12 protein-coding genes and 1 pseudogene are annotated in these 18,058 nt (G+C 64.8%); 6 read left to right on the plus strand and 7 right to left on the minus strand.

The window, feature by feature from the left end; all coding sequences use genetic code 11:
* Window positions 1-22: 22 nt before the first annotated feature.
* Window positions 23-1,984: pseudogene (locus tag N2K99_RS02890) on the plus strand (MMPL family transporter); the annotation flags it as partial.
* A 21-nt stretch (window positions 1,985-2,005) separates the two neighbouring features.
* Here N2K99_RS02890 and N2K99_RS02895 read toward each other — a convergent pair.
* The gene (locus N2K99_RS02895) at window positions 2,006-2,638 is read right to left on the minus strand and encodes a hypothetical protein (RefSeq protein WP_227933809.1); all 633 of its coding nucleotides are present in this window, start codon (window positions 2,636-2,638) and stop codon (window positions 2,006-2,008) included.
* Window positions 2,639-2,728: 90 nt separating this feature from the next.
* On the opposite strand from N2K99_RS02895, the gene N2K99_RS02900 reads away from it, so the two are divergent.
* The 5 genes from N2K99_RS02900 to N2K99_RS02920 all read left to right on the plus strand — a co-directional run bounded on the left by N2K99_RS02900 (window position 2,729) and on the right by N2K99_RS02920 (window position 9,861).
* A complete protein-coding gene (locus N2K99_RS02900; protein ID WP_227933810.1) occupies window positions 2,729-3,532 on the plus strand; it encodes an inositol monophosphatase family protein in 804 nt (267 codons plus the stop codon).
* Window positions 3,533-3,619: 87 nt separating this feature from the next.
* Entirely contained in the window at window positions 3,620-6,067 is a 2,448-nt protein-coding gene (pcrA, locus tag N2K99_RS02905) for a DNA helicase PcrA (RefSeq protein WP_227933811.1), read from the plus strand.
* 202 nt (window positions 6,068-6,269) lie between these two features.
* A complete protein-coding gene (gene sucC / locus N2K99_RS02910; RefSeq protein WP_227933812.1) occupies window positions 6,270-7,439 on the plus strand; it encodes an ADP-forming succinate--CoA ligase subunit beta in 1,170 nt (389 codons plus the stop codon).
* Between the two features lie 36 nt (window positions 7,440-7,475).
* On the plus strand, window positions 7,476-8,378 hold the full coding sequence (sucD, locus tag N2K99_RS02915) for a succinate--CoA ligase subunit alpha (RefSeq protein ID WP_227905829.1): 903 nt from the start codon (window positions 7,476-7,478) through the stop codon (window positions 8,376-8,378).
* A 79-nt stretch (window positions 8,379-8,457) separates the two neighbouring features.
* Window positions 8,458-9,861: a sugar porter family MFS transporter gene (locus N2K99_RS02920; protein WP_227933813.1), complete on the plus strand. Its 1,404-nt coding sequence runs from the start codon at window positions 8,458-8,460 to the stop codon at window positions 9,859-9,861.
* 65 nt (window positions 9,862-9,926) lie between these two features.
* Here N2K99_RS02920 and N2K99_RS02925 read toward each other — a convergent pair whose 3' ends face one another.
* The 6 genes from N2K99_RS02925 to N2K99_RS02950 all read right to left on the minus strand — a co-directional run bounded on the left by N2K99_RS02925 (window position 9,927) and on the right by N2K99_RS02950 (window position 18,003).
* A complete protein-coding gene (locus tag N2K99_RS02925; RefSeq protein ID WP_227933814.1) occupies window positions 9,927-11,489 on the minus strand; it encodes an alpha/beta hydrolase in 1,563 nt (520 codons plus the stop codon).
* A 267-nt stretch (window positions 11,490-11,756) separates the two neighbouring features.
* The gene (locus tag N2K99_RS02930; protein WP_227933815.1) at window positions 11,757-13,664 is read right to left on the minus strand and encodes a BCCT family transporter; all 1,908 of its coding nucleotides are present in this window, start codon (window positions 13,662-13,664) and stop codon (window positions 11,757-11,759) included.
* A gap of 367 nt (window positions 13,665-14,031) precedes the next feature.
* Entirely contained in the window at window positions 14,032-14,214 is a 183-nt protein-coding gene (locus tag N2K99_RS02935) for a hypothetical protein (RefSeq protein WP_227923060.1), read from the minus strand.
* 11 nt (window positions 14,215-14,225) lie between these two features.
* Window positions 14,226-14,810, minus strand: a complete 585-nt coding sequence (locus tag N2K99_RS02940) for a hypothetical protein (RefSeq protein WP_227933816.1) — start codon at window positions 14,808-14,810, stop codon at window positions 14,226-14,228.
* On the minus strand, window positions 14,807-16,669 hold the full coding sequence (locus tag N2K99_RS02945) for an alpha/beta hydrolase (protein ID WP_227933817.1): 1,863 nt from the start codon (window positions 16,667-16,669) through the stop codon (window positions 14,807-14,809). The genes N2K99_RS02940 and N2K99_RS02945 overlap by 4 nt, the downstream gene beginning before the upstream one ends.
* Window positions 16,666-18,003 carry a DUF6507 family protein gene (locus tag N2K99_RS02950; RefSeq protein WP_260554747.1) on the minus strand — a complete coding sequence of 446 codons (1,338 nt, stop codon included), beginning with the start codon at window positions 18,001-18,003 and terminating at the stop codon, window positions 16,666-16,668. The genes N2K99_RS02945 and N2K99_RS02950 overlap by 4 nt, the downstream gene beginning before the upstream one ends.
* Window positions 18,004-18,058: the final 55 nt, after the last annotated feature.

An 18,058-nucleotide genomic window follows, 5' to 3' on the forward strand; every position in this document is an offset into this window, starting at 1 on the left:
TTTAGAAGGCTTGGAGAAGCGCATGTATGCAGGGATAGTGAAGAACGCCAAGACGGCGTGGGTCACGCTGCTGATCGGGGTGGCCGTCATCATCGGCCTGTTCGCCCTGCCGGCACAGGAAAACGACACCACCGACGTGGGCGGGCTGAATGACAAGTACCAGTCCGCACAGGTCGCCGATCTGCTCCAGGAGTTCCCTGACGCGCAGGAATCCTCCGCCATCGTGGTGGTTTCCCGCGAGGACGGCGGTCCGCTGACGGATGCGGATACTGCCGGCATTGCCGGGATCAACGCAGCGGCCACGGAGGTCGGGGCCTCAGGCCCGCCGCCGCAGGTTCCGCCGGTGGTTTCGGAGAACCGGCTGGTCGCGATTGTTCCGCTGACGCTGCAGGCAGCCGCCGACGACGGCGACGCCGTCTCTGCCGAGGTCGAAGAGCTCCGGACGGCCGTTTCCGATGCCGCCCCGGAGGGCGTCAAGGCAGAGCTGACCGGCGGGGCTGCCTTCAGTGCCGATCTGGCCGGAGTGTTCTCCGGAGCCAACTTTGTGCTCCTGACCGTCACCGCCGGCGTCGTCGCCGTGCTGCTGCTGATCACCTACCGTTCGCCGTGGCTCTGGATCGTGCCGCTGGCGATCGTCGGCGCCATCGAACAGCTGGCCGCCAAGGTAGTGGACCTGCTGGCCCCGGCCACGGGAATCACCGTGGATCCGTCTGCCGTAGGCATTACCAGCGTCCTGGTCTTCGGTGCCGCCACCAACTATGCCCTGCTGCTCATTGCCCGGTACCGGGAGGAGCTGCGTGTCCACGACTCGGTGTACGAGGCCATGCGCAAGGCCCTGACCCGCACCCGTGAAGCCATCATTGCCAGCGGCGGTACCGTCATCCTGGCCCTGCTCACCCTGCTGTTTGCCGATACCCAGAGCTACCGCGGCCTCGGGTTCTCGGCGGCCATCGGCATTGTCCTGGCCATCTTCAGCGCACTGTTCCTGCTGCCTGTGGCCCTGGTGCTGCTTGGCCGCAAACTGTTCTGGCCCTTTGTGCCCAAGGTGGGGGACCAGGCCAAGGAAGGCAAGTTCTGGGGCCGCCTCGGTGAAGCCACCGCACGCCGGCCCAAAACCATTGCCGGCACCGCCGTCCTGGTACTGCTGGCCCTGGGCAGCGCCCTGTTCACCCTGCAGATCGGCCTGAGCGAAAACGAGCAGTTCCGGGAGAAGCCCCAGGCGGTCACCGCCGCGGAGACGCTTTCCGAAGGCTTCCCGGCCGGCTCGTCCTCACCCGTCACTGTCCTGGTGGACACCGACTCAGCGGACGACGCCGTCGCCCAGCTCTCCGGCATCGAAGGCGTCACCGCAGCCACCCCCGGCACCGAGCATGACGGACGTACCCGGGTGGAACTGGTCACCGGATACGAGGCCGGCACCGACGAAGCCAACACCTTCATCACCGACCTGCGGAGTGACCTTGCCGCTGAGGACTACGAGGCACTGGTAGGCGGCGAGGCGGCCGAACGGGTGGACCAGCTGGCTGCGAACCAGCACGACACCGTCCTGGTGGGCACCTCCGTGATCGCCCTGGTGTTCCTTGTGCTGATGATCCTGCTGCGTTCCCTGGTGGCGCCGGTCCTGCTGGTTGCCTCCGTGCTGCTGACGTTCCTGGCCGCAACCGGTCTCAGCTGGCTGTTGTTCGAGAATGTGCTGGACTTCCCGGCCATGGACGTGCAGACACTGCTCTACTCGTTCCTGTTCCTGGTGGCCCTGGGTGTGGACTACAACATCTTCCTGACCACTCGTGCCCGGGAGAACGCAGCGACCATGGGCACCAAGCAGGGCATGCTGGCGGCACTGCGCTCCACCGGCGGCGTGATCACTAGCGCCGGCATCCTGCTGGCGGCCGTCTTCGCGGTCCTCGGCGTCCTGCCGCTGGTGACCCTGACCCAGGTGGGCATCATCGTGGCCATCGGCGTCCTGTTCGACACGCTGCTGGTGCGGACCGTCGTGGTCCCGGCCCTAGCCTTTGTCCTGGGCGACAAGTTCTGGTGGCCGTCCAACCCCGCGGGTAAAGACGGACACCACGGACGCCACGAGGCTGAGCCCCAGCAGGATCCAGCGGGCGACGGTCAGCGTGCCGGCCAGAGCGGCATCTCCGCTCGATAGTTCGACGGCCCCGAGGGCATTGTCAATGGCAATGTTCTCCCACAGGTCGGCCACCACAAAGAGGATCGGCGCACTGAAGAGCACCCAGCGCAACGCCCGGCGCTGGGTGTTCAGGCCGATGATCAGCAGCCAGGTCAGGCCGAAGATCAGGGGAAAGAGCGTCCCGGCCGTCTTGTGCACGTAACTGAGCCGGCCGAGCGCCTCCTTGTCCATGGCACTGCGCAGGGCCGCCAGGTGGTCTTCGCCGTAGCCGAAGACCATGGAATCGGGCATGGGCAGACCGTTTGCGAGCTGGGACAACTGGCCCGGCACCATGAGGTGCAGGTACCAGAACAGGAACAGTGTGGCCACCACGCCCGCAATGACAAGCAGTCCCGGACTGCTCTTGCCCTGCGGCCCCGCGGGTATTGGTCCCGGGCCGCCCGGGCGGGGCTGTCCGGCTTGGAGTCCGTGTTTGGCGGCGCGCTGCGCGGCTGTTTTTCCCATAGGTACAGTATGGCCGCACCGGTCCCGCACCATGATGAGCCGCCCCGTGTGCGCCTGTCCGGAGCGCCGGTGGACGGCTACGCTGGGGCTATGAGTGCCGTTGCATCCCCCGAAGACTTCGACCTCGCCGCCGAGCTGGTGCAGGAAGCCGGGCAGCTTGCCCTGCGTATGCGCTCGGAAGGGCTGACCGCCAGCGAGAAGACCTCGGTGTCCGACGTCGTAACCGCCGCGGACCGCGAGGCCGAGGCCCTGGTGGTAAACCGGCTGCGGCAGCTGCGCCCGGATGACGGGATTGTGGGGGAGGAGGGCGCCAGCCACCAGGGCACCTCCGGCCGGTCCTGGGTCATCGACCCGGTGGATGGAACCTACAACTTCTTCGCCGGCTCCACTTACTGGTGCTCGGCCATCGCGCTTCGGTCCGAACCCGGACCTCACGAGTCTCCCGGAGATCCGGATGTCCTGCTCGGCGCCATCTACCAGCCGCAGGAAGACCGGCTGTGGATCGGCGGCAAGGGCGTCCCGGCCACGCTCAACGGAGCCGTTATTGCTCCACCCGACGACGAACCGCTGGACCGCCTGTCCGCAGGAACCTACATCCACCCCACCTGGCTGCTGCGCCCCGAGGTCACCGGTCCCTGGACGGCGGCGGCCTCGCGGGCGGCGACCATCCGGATGATGGGATCCGGCTCCTGCGACCTCGCCCGTGTGGCCACCGGCCAGTCCGGCGCCTGGTTCCAGCACAGCTGCCCGGAATGGGACTGGCTGCCGGGCAAGGCCATAGTCCGAGCCGCCGGCGGCAGCACCGCCGTCGTCGAAGTCCACGGCTTCCGGTGGCACATCGCCGGCACCGCCACCGCCGTCCGCGAGATCCACGCAGCCCTGACCTCCGGCTGACCGGTTCGGCCCGGCACGCTCCCGCCGCAGCGGGCGGTTTGGGTGCTCACCGGAATGTCGGCCGCAGCGCCTAGACTTAAAGCCATCATGGACTATCTCTTTGATCCACTCTTTCCCGCACCCCGCAAAGCTGAACCGGCGCCTGCCACAAAGGCGCCGCATTCCGGCACCGAGCGAAGGGGCTCCTCCTACGCGGATGAAAGCCGGGCCGCGGACCTGCTGCAGGGGTTGAATCCGCAGCAGGAGGAAGCGGTGAAGCATGCCGGCTCCCCGCTGCTGATCGTGGCCGGCGCCGGCTCGGGCAAGACCCGGGTGCTCAGCCACCGGATCGCCTACCTGCTCGCCACCGGCCGGTCCAACCCCGGCCAGATCCTCGCCATCACCTTCACCAACAAGGCAGCCGCCGAAATGCGCGAGCGGATCGAAAACCTGGTGGGCGGCGTCGCGAAGACCATGTGGATCTCCACCTTCCACTCCTCGTGCGTGCGGATCCTGCGGCGGGAAGCCAAGACCGTGGGGATGAACTCGAACTTCTCCATCTATGACTCGGCGGATTCGCTGCGCCTGATCACGCTGGTGGCCAAGGGGCTGGACCTCGACCCGAAGCGTTTCACGCCCAAGTCGATCATGAACAAGATCTCCGCCCTGAAGAACGAACTCATTGACGAAGAGTCCTATGCGGAATCGGCCAACTACTCCGATCCCTTCGAGCAGGCCGTCGCAGACGTCTACAAGGGCTACGCGCAGCGGATGCGCCAGGCCAACGCCATGGACTTCGATGACCTGATCGCGCAGACCGTGTTTATGTTCCGCGCGTTCCCCGGCGTCGCCGAGTACTACCGCCGGCGCTTCCGGCACATCCTGGTGGACGAGTACCAGGACACCAACCACGCGCAGTACGCCCTGGTCCGCGAACTGGTGGGCAGCGACGACGACGCGCTGGACGTATCGCCGGCCGAACTCACCGTGGTGGGCGACTCCGACCAGTCCATTTACGCCTTCCGAGGCGCCGATGTCCGCAACATCAATGACTTCGAAAAGGACTACCCGAGCGCGCGGACCATCCTGCTCGAACAGAACTACCGCTCCACGCAGACCATCCTCAACGCCGCCAACGCAGTCATCTCCCGCAACCCCAACCGCCCCGAGAAACGGCTGTGGACCGCGGAGGGCGACGGCGAAAAGATCATCGGCTACGTGGGCGAAAACGAGCACGAGGAAGCCCGCTTCATCGCCGAGGAGATCGACCGCCTGCAGGATGAGGAAAACCTGCGCCCCGGCGACGTCGCCGTCTTTTACCGGACCAACGCCCAGTCCCGTTCCCTGGAAGACGTCCTGGTGCGGGTGGGCCTGCCCTACAAGGTGGTCGGCGGCACGCGGTTCTACGAGCGCAAGGAAATCAAGGACGCGCTGGCCTACCTTCGCGTGCTGGTGAATTCGGACGACGTCGTGAACCTGCGCCGGATCCTCAACGAACCCAAGCGGGGCATCGGCGACCGCGCCGAGTATTCAGTAGCCGCCCTCGCCGAACGCGAACGGATCTCCTTCATGGCCGCCCTGCGGCGTGCCGAGGAGGCTCCGGGCCTGGCCACCCGGTCACTCAATTCCATCAACGGCTTCGTCAAGCTGATCGACGACCTCGCCGAGGTGGCCAGCGGCTCCGGCGCGTCCGCAGCCCTGGAAGCCGTCCTGGAACAGACCGGCTACCTGGCGCAGCTGCGCTCCAGCAATGACCCGCAGGACGAATCCCGGGTGGAGAACCTGGCCGAACTGGTGGCCGTGGTCCGCGAATATGAGCGGGACAATCCCGAAGGTTCCCTCGGCGAGTTCCTGGAACAGGTCTCCCTGGTGGCCGACGCCGATTCCATCCCCGATGCCCCCGGCGGCTCGGCGGAGGAAGTCGCGGCCGCCGTCGAGGAATCCCGCCGGCAGGGCGTGGTGACCCTGATGACCCTGCACACCGCCAAGGGACTGGAATTCCCGGTCGTCTTCCTCACCGGGATGGAACAGGGCCTGTTCCCGCACCAGCGTTCGGCCACGGATCCGGCCGAACTGGCCGAGGAACGGCGCCTGGCCTACGTGGGCCTGACCCGCGCACGCCAGCGCCTGTACCTGACCCGGTCCGAGGTCCGCAGCATGTGGGGCCAGAGCCAGTACAACCCCGCCAGCCAGTTTGTCAGCGAAGTCCCGGCCGAGCTGATCGAGTGGAAGCGGGAGGGTATGGACCGTCCCACCTGGGGCGGCGGCAGCATCACCTCAAGCCGCTACGGCGGATCGTCCTGGGGCGCCGGAGCGCCGAGCGGGACCGGCGGCAGCACCGCCAATTCACCGGTGGCCAAGGCCATCGGCCGCGTGCAGCCGCAGAAGGAAGTCGTGTCCGTGGCGGCCGGAGACAGGGTCAACCACACCTCCTTCGGTTCCGGCACCGTGCTCGCGGTGGAAGGCGCAGGGGACAAGACGGTAGCGAAGGTGAAGTTCGACGTCGGCGAAAAACGCCTGCTGCTGCGTTACGCGCCGCTGACCAAAGAGAGTTGAGCGGGGAGTTTTTCATAACCCAGACCAGGCATTTTCTACAAACGATAGAACTGTGTGCTTTATCACTAAAGGGGTAGTCTGGGATCGGCGTTCTGCCCCAAGGGACTAAAGTTCCTGATGGGGCAGACCGGCCGGATGCATCTGCTCTGCGATCGCCAGATCGCATGTAAACCCCTACTTCGACGTAGAAGGACACTAGCCCGTGGACCTGTTTGAATATCAGGCGCGCGATATGTTTGAGGCGCACGGAGTACCCGTGCTCGCCGGAATCGTGGCGCACACCCCTGAAGAAGCCAAAGCTGCTGCTGAGAAGATCGGCGGCGTTGTAGTCGTCAAGGCGCAGGTCAAGGTTGGTGGCCGAGGCAAGGCCGGCGGCGTGAAGGTTGCCAAGACCGCCGATGAAGCTTTCGAGCACGCATCCAACATCCTCGGCATGGACATCAAGGGCCACACCGTTAACACGGTGATGATTGCCCAGGGTGCCGACATTGCCGAGGAATACTACTTCTCGGTCCTGCTGGACCGCGCAAACCGCAACTACCTGGCCATGTGCTCGGTTGAAGGCGGCATGGAGATCGAGCAGCTGGCCGTGGAGCGTCCCGACGCACTCGCCCGCATTGCCGTTGATCCCGCCGTCGGCATTGACTCCGCCAAGGCCGCAGAGATCGTCGACGCCGCCGGGTTCGCCCCCGAGCTGCGCGAAGGCGTTATGAACGCCATCATCAAGCTGTGGGATGTCTTCACCAAGGAAGACGCCACCCTCGTCGAGGTCAACCCGCTGGTGAAGACCGGCAACGGTGAGATCCTCGCCCTCGACGGCAAGGTCACCCTCGACGAAAACGCCGACTTCCGCCAGCCCGGCCACGCCGCGCTGGAAGACAAGGACGCCGCGGATCCGCTCGAGGCTAAGGCCAAGGAAAACGACCTCAACTACGTCAAGCTGGACGGCGCAGTGGGCATCATCGGCAACGGTGCAGGCCTGGTTATGTCCACGCTCGACGTCGTCGCCTACGCCGGCGAAAAGCACGGCAACGTGAAGCCGGCCAACTTCCTGGACATCGGCGGCGGCGCCTCTGCCTCCGTCATGGCCGCCGGCCTGGACGTCATCCTGAATGACTCCCAGGTCAAGTCCGTGTTCGTGAACGTCTTCGGCGGAATCACCGCCTGTGACGCCGTGGCCAACGGCATCGTCAAGGCCCTGGAAATCCTGGGCGACGAAGCCAACAAGCCGCTGGTCGTCCGTCTCGACGGCAACAACGTCGAGGAAGGCCGCCGCATCCTTGCCGAGGCCAACCACCCGCTGGTCACCCTGGCCACCACCATGGACGAAGGCGCCGACAAGGCCGCCGAGCTCGCTCACGCTGCTCGCTAACCGAGCCTGTCGAAACCTAGAAGAGAGAACCCACCTATGTCTATCTACTTGAACAAGGACTCCAAGGTCATCGTTCAGGGCATCACCGGCGGCGAAGGCACCAAGCACACCGCCCTGATGCTCAAGGCCGGCACCCAGGTTGTCGGCGGCGTGAACGCCCGCAAGGCCGGCACCACCGTCACCCACGGCGACGTTGAACTGCCCGTCTTCGGCACCGTTGCCGAGGCCATCGACAAGACCGACGCCGACGTCTCCATCGTCTTCGTACCGCCGGCCTTCACCAAGGACGCCGTGATGGAAGCGATCGACGCCGGCATCGGCCTCGTCGTCGTCATCACCGAAGGCGTTCCCGTACAGGATTCCGCCGAGTTCTGGGCCCACGCCCAGTCCAAGGTGGACGCTGACGGCAACCAGGTCACCCGCATCATCGGCCCGAACTGCCCCGGCATCATCACCCCCGGCGAAGCGCTGGTCGGCATCACGCCCGCCAACATCACCGGCAAGGGCCCCATCGGCCTGGTGTCCAAGTCCGGCACCCTGACCTACCAGATGATGTACGAGCTGCGTGACCTTGGCTTCTCCACTGCCATCGGCATCGGCGGCGACCCGGTCATCGGCACCACCCACATCGATGCACTGGCTGCCTTCGAAGCGGATCCCGAAACCAAGGCCATCGTGATGATCGGCGAAATCGGCGGCGACGCCGAAGAGCGTGCCGCTGAGTTCATCAAGGCCAACGTCACGAAGCCGGTTGTCGGCTACGTGGCCGGCTTCACGGCTCCCGAAGGTAAGACCATGGGCCACGCCGGTGCCATCGTTTCCGGTTCCGCCGGAACGGCACAGGCCAAGAAGGAAGCCCTCGAGGCCGCGGGCGTGAAGGTCGGCAAGACGCCGTCCGAGACCGCTACGCTGCTGCGCGAAGTCTACGCAGCCCTCTAGTTCAGTAACTGCACGCCCCCGTCCAACGGATTTTTCCGCGGGACGGGGGTTTTGTGCGTCGCAGCCAAGAAAGTCGCAAATGTCCACCACAGTAACAGCCGGTCCCGACCGGGCTCCTTCCCCGCATAGACGGGCGCTTCGCCGTGCGTCCTGGATCGTCACCCTTGGCGGTTTCCTGTTCGGCTACGACACCGGCGTCATCAACGGCGCCCTGCCCTACATGGAAGACGATCTGGGCCTGACCCCCTTCACCGAAGGCCTGATCACCTCCAGCCTGCTCTTTGGCGCGGCGTTTGGCGGGGCTATTTCCGGGAAGCTGACTGATCGGTTCGGCCGGCGCCGGATCCTGATGGGTCTCGCTGCCGTCTTCCTGATTGGAACCCTCGGCACCTCCCTGGCGCCAACGATCGCCGTGATGGTGCTGTCCCGGGTTGTGCTCGGCCTGGCCGTGGGCGGCGCCTCGGCGCTGGTGCCCGTATTCCTGGCCGAACTGGCACCGGCGGAACGCCGCGGCCAGATGGTCACCCGCGACCAGCTGATGATTGTCACCGGACAGCTGGTCGCATTTGTTGCCAACGCGGTGATCGGCAACATCTGGGGCGAAGACCAGGGCGTCTGGCGCTGGATGCTCGTGGTGGCCACGCTGCCGGCCATCGCCTTGTGGATCGGAATCAGCTTTGTTCCGGAAAGCCCGCGCTGGCTCGCGTCCAAGGGGCGCTTCGCCGAAACACTAGCGGCCCTTCGCCGCATCCGCAGCGAGGAAGATGCGCTGGCCGAACACGACGAAGTGCGTGGCTTGGCGGAGAAGGAATCGGCACAGGCAGGCACGCTGCGGGACTTTGCGGAACCTTGGCTGCTGCGGGTGCTGCTGATCGGTATGGGATTGTCCATCGTTCAGCAGATCACCGGCGTGAACGCGATTATGTACTACGGCACGCAGATCCTTGCCGACGCCGGTTTCGGTACCGAGGCGGCGCTCACCGCCAACATTGCCAACGGTGTGGTGTCCGTGGCAGCGGCTATCTTCGGCATCTGGCTGCTGGGCCGGGTCCGCCGTCGGCAAATGCTGATGACCGGACTGATCGGTACCGGGTCCTCGCTGCTGCTGATCGGGCTGGTATCCATCTTCGTCACGGAAGGCAGCGTCCGCGGTTACATCATCCTGGCCCTGACGGTCACGTTCCTGGCCTTCCAGCAGGGCGCCGTTTCGCCGGTGACGTGGCTGATGCTCTCGGAAATCTTCCCGTTGAAGGTCCGCGGCCTGGGCATCGGCCTGTCGGTCTTCGTGCAGTGGATGACCAACTTCGCCGTCGGCTTCTCCTTCCCGATCCTGATGGACGCCATCGGCATCTCCAAGACATTCTTCATCTTCGTGGTGCTGGGCCTGCTGGCGCTGATGTTTGTCCGCCGCTTCGTCCCGGAGACCCGGGGACAGAGCCTGGAGCAGGTGGAAGAACAGCTCCGGATCGCCGGTACCAAATAGGAACCCGTGCGCAAAAAGAAGGGAACCTGCCGCCGGCAGGTTCCCTTCTTTTTCGTTAGTCGACCCTAGGGGATCGCCGGGTAAGCGGCCACGGTGGGCACGGTGACGGACGCCGTGAAGCTGGTCAGCGCCGTCGCCTTCGGCAGCGCGTAGACGGAGGTGGCGGGCGTGACCTGTAGGACCAGCCGGGTGCTTGGATCGGCAGTGTAGGAAACCTCTTCCAGGGGGATGGTCAGGGTATGTTCCTTCCCATCCAGGATCAGCGGAATCGGTGTGACCTGGTTGCCCAGCACGAGGGAGGATCGCGACCGGTCAATGATCTGGGCATAGACATGGGTGTTGACCTGCCGGGCCGAGCCGCGGTAGGTCAGCGTCAGCTGCGGTGCGCCGAAGACCGACGTCGTCACCGTGGGGGCGCTGATGGGGACGTTGACTGCCACCGGAGCGACGGCGGCCGCCACGACTGCGCCGCTGACGGCGGCGGGGGAGAGGATGATCGACCCCTTCCCGGTGCCGGTCAGGGCGCCGGTGGCCTGCGGGTATCCGGGCGCTCCGCGGGTCACGCCGGCCTGGTCGATGAACTGGAAGGCCGCGCCGGTATCCACGGGTTCGTTCCGGAGGTAACGGGCAAACCAGTTCAACACCGCGGGAGTGATCCGGTCCGGTCCGGCAGTGGAATTGCACAACCCGTGGCCGCCGCAGAACTGCAGCATCTTGGTGGCCGTGCCGGTGCCGCGGATGAGGTCATAGTTGCGCCGGGCCTCGTCCAGCGTGAAAAGGGTATCGGCGGTGCCCTGGATGATCAGGGTAGGGGCAGTGATTGAGGTGAACAGGGAGTCCGGGGTCAGGGATTCGAAGTAAGCAATGGACTCGGCGCTGAGCTGGTTGGGGTAGGTCAGGCCTTCCTGGCAGGCCTTGCGGACCGGGGCCGCGAGGGCGCCCTGGTTGCCGACGAGGGAGCCCAGCTGTCCCAGTGCCGTCCCCTCGGCGCAGAGCAGGGCACCCCAGCCGGTCTTGAAGGAACCGGCCTTGTACAGGCTGGTGGTCAGGTCATTCCAGGCGATGGTGGGGGTGATGGCGTCCACGCGCTGGTCCTGGGAGGCGAGGACAAACTGGATGCCGCCGCCGTAGGACGCGCCGGCCATGCCGAGGACGGGATCTCCCGGGGACTCCAGTTGCGCTTCGGGCTGGGTGGCAATGTAGTCGATGATCGCGGAACCGTCCCTGCCCTCATAGGCAGGGTTGTTGACGTAGGCCTCACCGCCGCTGAGCCCGAAACCGCGTGGATCCCAGGTCACCACGTTGTAGCCGGCGTCCCGCAGGGGAGCGATACCGATGGAGCCGATCAGCGTGCTGGTGGTACTCAACGGGATGCGCCCGCCGGGCAGCCCGAATCCGGGTCCCACCATCACGGTGGGTGCCTGTTGTCCGGCGGCCAGGCCGGTGGCCGGGAAGAAGTTCGTGTGGATCGGGGTGCCGTCGAAGCTGGTAATAACGACGTCGGTGCGGCTGGCAGGCGCGGGTGCAGCTACAGCCGGTGCCCCCGGCGCTGCGACGGCGGGCGCGGCGGCCAGGGATGAACCCAGAAGCGCGGCGGACACCGCCAAAATGCCCAGATGTTTCCTCATGGTGACCTCATTGTCTGCGGGAAAGCGCGAGTGGTTACCGGGCGGTAACTTTCCGCAGACTATGAGGAGGAGGAAGAGGGCACAAGGCCAGCAGGCAAATTCACCCGTTGGGAGCCCTGTTTCGGCGGCATCTATTGTGCGGTGCGGTGTTGTGGTTTAAGCCCCCGGTGGACCCGGGATGAGGTTGGACTGGTGGGACATATGCGCGAAGGTCCCCGCACGGATTATGTGCGGGGACCTTCGCGTATTACTTAGCGACCGGGTCAGCTACCTGCGTTCCGGGGCGGTGTTCGCCGACACTGCCGCGTCCGGGCCGTCGTCGTGCTCGGTAGTGTGCAGATCGAAGGAGGAGCCATGTTCGTCCACGCCGGCCTGGATGGCCCGGTCCACCACGGAAACGGCAAGTCGGCGCCGCAGTGAGAGCGGGTCCTTGGCCAGGTCCTTGGCCAAGGCGATGGTCATCAGCAGCATAACCACGGCGAAGGGCAGCGCGGCCACAATGGTGATCCGCTGCAGGCCGTCCAGCGCCTCGGCAGGGTCATCGCCGCCGGCCAGCAGCATCACCGCCCCCACGGCGCCGGTAAGGACGCCCCAGAAGATAACGACGCCGCGGGACGGGTGCTCGGCTCCGTTGGAGCTTAGCGACGCCATGATGATGGAGGCCGAATCCGCTCCGGTGACGAAGAAGATGGCCACCAGGACCATGGCGAGGATACCCACCGCAGCGGCCAGGAGGTTCGGCATGGGGAGGGCTGCAATCAGGTCGAACAGCGAGCCGTCGAAATCAATGGTGGGTTCACCGTCGACCATGGTGGTGAGTCCCGGTGTGCCGTTGGCTGCCGCTTCCTGCTGCGTACCGATCGCGGCGCCGCCGAAAATGGAGAACCAGGCCACGCTGACAACGAAAGGAACCACCAGCACGCCGGTGACGAACTGGCGGATGGTGCGGCCGCGGCTGATGCGGGCAATGAACATACCGACGAACGGCGTCCAGGACAGCCACCAGGCCCAGTAGAAGATGGTCCAGCTGGAGAGCCAGGCGCGCATGGATTCGTCGCCGGACACCTCGGTGCGGGAAGCCATGGATGCCAGGTTGGCGGCGTAGTCACCGATCGCTGCCGGAATGACGTTGAGGATAAACAGGGTCGGCCCCACAACAAAAACGATGGCGGCCAGCACCAGCGCGAGGACCATGTTGATGTTGGACAGCCACTGGATGCCGCGGGAAATACCGGAAACCGCGGACGCCACGAAGCAACCGGTGAGGATCGCGACGATCGCGACCAGGACGGTGGTTCCGGCGGTTCCGAGGAACCCGACCGACTGCAGGCCGCTGCCGATCTGCAGGGCGCCGAGGCCCAGCGATGCCGCGGTGCCGAAGAGGGTAGCGAAGATGGCGAAGATGTTCAGCACCTTGCCCAGCGGGCCTTCCACGCGCTTCACGCCGAAGAGTGAGGTGAAGGCCGACGAAATCAGCTGACGGCGGCCGAGACGGTAGGTGCCGTAGGCCATGGCAATGCCGACGACGGCGTACATGGCCCACGGGTGCAGGCCCCAGTGGAACAGGGACGTGCCCATGGCGGTCTGCAGGGCCTCGGGGGTCTGGCCGTCAACGGTGCCGGGGGGAGGGGAGATGTAGTAGAACAGGGGCTCGGCCGCGCCGTAGAACATCAGGCCGATGCCCATGCCGGCGGCGAACATCATGGAGATCCAGGAGATCGTCTTGAACTGCGGTTCCTCGCCGTCCTGGCCCAAGGGAATCTTGCCGTAGCGTCCCACAGCCAGCCAGATCACGTAAACCACGAGGAACGAGGCCAGGAGCACGAAGAACCAGCCCGCGTTGGTGATGACCCAGTCCAGTGCCGTCGAGGAGACGGCGGAGAGGCTGTCTGTCCCGAAGAAGCCCCACGCGATGAACGCCAGCGCAAGGGCGCCGGTGATCGCGAAGATCACCTTGTCGAGCTTCGCCGGCACGCCGCGACTGAGCGCCGCTTCCTGCTCGCGCTGTCCCTCGATGAGCTGCTGGACGAGTTCGTGTTCCTGCTCCACGATGGGCATCGACGAAGTGGAGGGATCCTCCGGGGCAACGGAGGAGTGGGTGTTGGCGGGAACCGGGGCGACGGGGTCAGCCGCATGCCTCCCGGCGTCGCGCGGTGGACCTTCTGTGGTAGCCATAGGCCTTCCTTATGTCAGCATGTCAGCGCAAAAGGGCCCGAGCCCCTCGTTGAAGGACCCGGGCAGGCAGAATGGCAGTCACTCTTTATTTGAGCGTGTGACGGACGGTACGCCGTCCTCCGGAATCGATAAAGTAACGCTGCCTAGCTTCTGCGTCCCTTTACATAATTCGCAAGTGTTAGTTCCAGACTCGCGGCCTGCAACGCGTCAAGTCAAATTGGACAGCGTCCCCGGAGGACGCCGCACGGGGCTTGCGCACTGGTCCCCGGCGCCGTACCTGGTGGCTGTGCTATAGGCCACCCTGCACTGTGCGTCGGGCCACGGACGCTGAGGTGAAGCTGTTACGGTTCGCGGCTGGGGCGAATCTTCATCGCAGGATCATCCGTGCAGGGACCTTCGACGGAGACGGTGCGAGCGCACTGGGGTCGTTGGCATCCCAAACAGTCTCCTCGGGGTCGCCATGGACCCACCGTCCGCCGTGGAGCTGAACAGTCTCTTCAGTCAGTTCCATCATGCGCTGAAGGAGGGCGGTGGCTCTTCGAATTGTCATGTGGTCGTCTTCTAGGTGGTCCGGAATTCCATCTCGGGGTCGTAGGAACATGGTCCTTCGTAGCTCAGGCTGCTGAGATGGGTGCCGGCCTGGTAAACCAATGTGCTTCCCTCTTCGTCCTGAAGGGTAACCATGATGTAGTAACCCGGTCCCAGGGACTTGGGCACTGGGGAATCGTAACGGTTGGTTTCGGTGAATCCCTGCTGTTCGAAATGCGAGACATACTTGTCCATGGCGGCTTCCGGGTCTTCCACCGCGGGGCCCATGATCATCGAACTGTAGCGGTACGCGCGCTTCTCGCCGCTTCCGGGCTTCAGCCTCGTACAGGTATCCGCGATATACCCGCTCGTTTTCGTACCGTCCCAGGCTGAACGTGCGTCATTGGAATAGGTCCACTGTCCACCGTGGACCTTGGTGGTTTCATCGCTTAGCTCCAGCATCCTGGCGAGCAGCTCCGAGGCAGGCCTGGACTGATCCGCGGCTTGGCTGTTTTCACTTTTCATGGTGTCCTCTGAATCGAACGGGGTGGCGCAGCCGGCCACCGTTAGGGCTAGGGCAAGGGCGATCGAGCCAACCGCCAGGGTCAGCCGGTTCATCGTCTGCCAAAACTGTGCGGGTAATAAGGCATCTCAGACCGTCTCTCTTCAAAGGCTCTCGAAGTATCCGCTAATTCTTCCTCGCGCTGTAGGACCTCATCACCGTTTCCGGTTGTAATCTTGGCGATGGAATCCAAGCTCTGCGTTCCAACGTCCAGATACCCATGTTTATCGTAGGTGTGCAGGGGATTCCATTTGTCATCGTCTTCCCCGATGACGGAGTGTCCCAGGGTCTGCTTGAGCTCCCGCTCTGCGTCCCCCTCCGAACTGAATTCATGTGCCCCGAAACCGTCCCCCAGCGGGTCGGTGCGACCTGAGGACCGACCAAGCGATGCGACGTCGTCTTGGGTGGCCTGGGTAGCAAACAACGCCGGTTGTCCCCCGGGACCATCTTTAATGCGCATGTCCGCCAGGGCCGTGTTGTCCAGGCCGGCGGAGCCATAAAACGCCACAGAGTCCACGTCAAAATCAATCCCGGTCAGGCCGTGAGCGGTGGTAGTGGTGCCGTAGGAGTGCGCTGCCACCGAAACGTAAGTATCACGGCCGTCGCTGGCAGCGTTGAAGCCATTCAGCGATGAGGCGAGCCGCTCACCTCCGTCTAGGGCATGTTTGTTGCCCAAGACTTCGGTGGAGGGCGGCATGGCTGGTGTGTGGTAACCGATCCAGGCAACTACCGCCGGGTCGCCGCCGCCAAGCTTCAGTTGGGCATCGTAAATGTTCTGTGACCCCTTGGCCCAATCATCCATGGACCCGGCGGTCGTTCCCATCCCCGGGACATTCCACGTGACGTTGTCAGCAGTATCCATATTTCCGATAGCCAAAGCGGCCAGCGGCGGGTGCGTGGGATCAAAGGAAATCAGTCCGCGGACGGTCCGGTTGTCGCGGCCGGGGTCAGCGGCATGTTTTATTTCCATCAGGACATCCCGCTGTGCATCCGGAAGCGGATCCTGGGCCAGTGCCAGGTCCAGCGCCACGTTGTTCGCAGCAATTCGGTCTGAGTAAGGAATGCCCTCCAGATTGCCTACGAGGGACGGCACCTTCTGGCTGATGACAGCGCGCTGCTCCGGCGTGAGCTTCTCCCAGGCTTCCTTATTTTTCTGGGGATCCGATCCGAGAGCCGGCGGCGAGAGCGCGGCCTCTGGGTTACGGGCCAGGAACTGTTCCATCTGGTCGGGCCTGAGCCCGGCCAAGAGCGCAAGATACTGCTGCATGGCTACAGTCGGGTCACCGATGGAGTTCTGCACCCGGTTGTAGGCCTGGGTGACATCCTGGATAGCCCATTCGTTCAGGGCTTCCTTGCTGATTGGCGGAACATCAGCAGTAGGACGGACCAAGGCCCTGTGCGCCCGGCTACACTCCTGCTCTGCCTTTTGAAGTTCGGCTGCCAATTGGTCCGCTTCCCTTTGGAGCATGAACTGATCCATGAAAGCGTCCGCGGAGTCCATGACGGACCCGATTTTGCTGACAGCCTCTCCGAGGAAGCCGAATTCTCCGATGCCATCGATGATTTCGGCTTCGCGCTTGTCTTGCGCTTGGGCAGTTGCGATTTTGGCCTTGAGCTCAGCGCGCTTTGCCTTGATTGCGGTGATTTCTTCCGCGAAGACCTCCAACGCCTGTTTTGAGGAGCGCACCGCAAGCAGGATCTCCTCGCTGTCGTCGCGCGGTTTGTCCATCGCCGTGTACACGAGGTTTGCTTCCGGGGCGCGGTAGAAGGAATCGACGGTCTGCCACTTGGCCTGGGCGTCGTCCAAGGTATCAGCCATACGTTCAACGCGTCTGTCCAGCCGCGCGGCAGCAGCCAGCAGCGCCGCCTCGTTGGGCAGATTGTCGGTACCACTCAGATCAACATTGATGCTCACGTCAAACCCCACCTTCCGCGGGTCTTGTTGGGCTCCGCGTCGGACGGCGTCTGGTCAGCTAGGGGAGTCGCTACTGGAATGCCGTTGATTTCCCGCGGCACGGGGGTGGGTTCGGGTGTGACGCCGGCGCCCCCAAAGTCACCGGGCGCCGTATCCGGCATCGGCTCGAAATGGATGACTTCCGGCAGCGGCATCGGCTTGATATCGATGACCTCGGGCAGCGGCATTGGCTCGAAGTGGATAACTTCCGGCATCCACGCGGTGATGTCCGGCCTTGGCGCGAAGTCGATGAATTCCGGCATCCAGGGGATGATTTCGGGTTTTGGTGCGATGTCGATGAATTCCGGCATCCAGGGGATGACTTCGGGCATCTTCGTGATCTCCTGCGGCATTTCGCCGGGAAGGCGCTCGAAGTCCGGACCTGAAGGGTCGATCCAGAATCCAGGGTCCAGTCCGGGCCACATAGCGCCGCGGCCCGGGTCGCCCGGGTTGCTCGGGTAGTAGGGGGCAGGCTCGGCGATGGGTCCACCCGGGTTGGCTTCGGGGAGGGGCGACGGCAGCGGGTGGAGTACGTTTCCACCGGGGTTGGCCGGGTAGTAGGGGGCAGGCTCGGCGATGGGTCCACCGGGGTTGGCTTCGGGGAGGGGCGCCGGCAGCGGGTGGAGTACGTTTCCACCGGGGTTGGCCGGGTAGTAGGGGGCAGGCTCGGCGATGGGTCCACCCGGGTTGGCTTCGGGGAGGGGCGCCGGCAGCGGGTGGAGTACGTTTCCGCCGGGGTTGGCTTCGGGGAGGGGCGCCGGCAGCGGGTGGAGTACGTTTCCGCCGGGGTTGGCTTCGGGGAGGGGCGCCGGCAGCGGGTGGAGTACGTTTCCGCCGGGGTTGGCTTCGGGGAGGGGCGCCGGCAGCGGGTGGAGTACGTTTCCTGGAGCAGGCAACAACGGGACGATGGGGATGGACCCGGGCAGGGGACGTTCTGGAGCGGGAGCCGGCTCCGGGGCTGGTGCCGGGGAAGGGGCAAGCGGCGCGATGCTCGCTGCCGCTTGCTGCGCATTCGCCACCATCTCCTCGTCACCCTGGACATAGGCGTTCAGGGCCCGCCGGGTTGCAAGGACGGCGTTATCGCTCCGGGTGATTACCGTCTTGGCGCCCGGCATCAGCGTCTCTGAAGCGAACGTCGAAAACGCCGCGAGTGCCCCACTCTTGCCGAGTGCGGTTTCAACACCGTCGATCCGGTCTTGAAGGTCGATGTAAAGACTCTCGTTCTGCAACAGGATGGACTCGCTGTCCGTGATTATCCTGCCTACTGTTGCAGCGTCTATGTCATAGGCGCCCATTTTCTCCCCCTTGTACGGGCCCCCGACCGCAGTAACAATGCTGCAGTCGCGAGGC

The organism is Arthrobacter sp. zg-Y1110 (genome assembly GCF_025244865.1).
Lineage (GTDB): Bacteria > Actinomycetota > Actinomycetes > Actinomycetales > Micrococcaceae > Arthrobacter_B.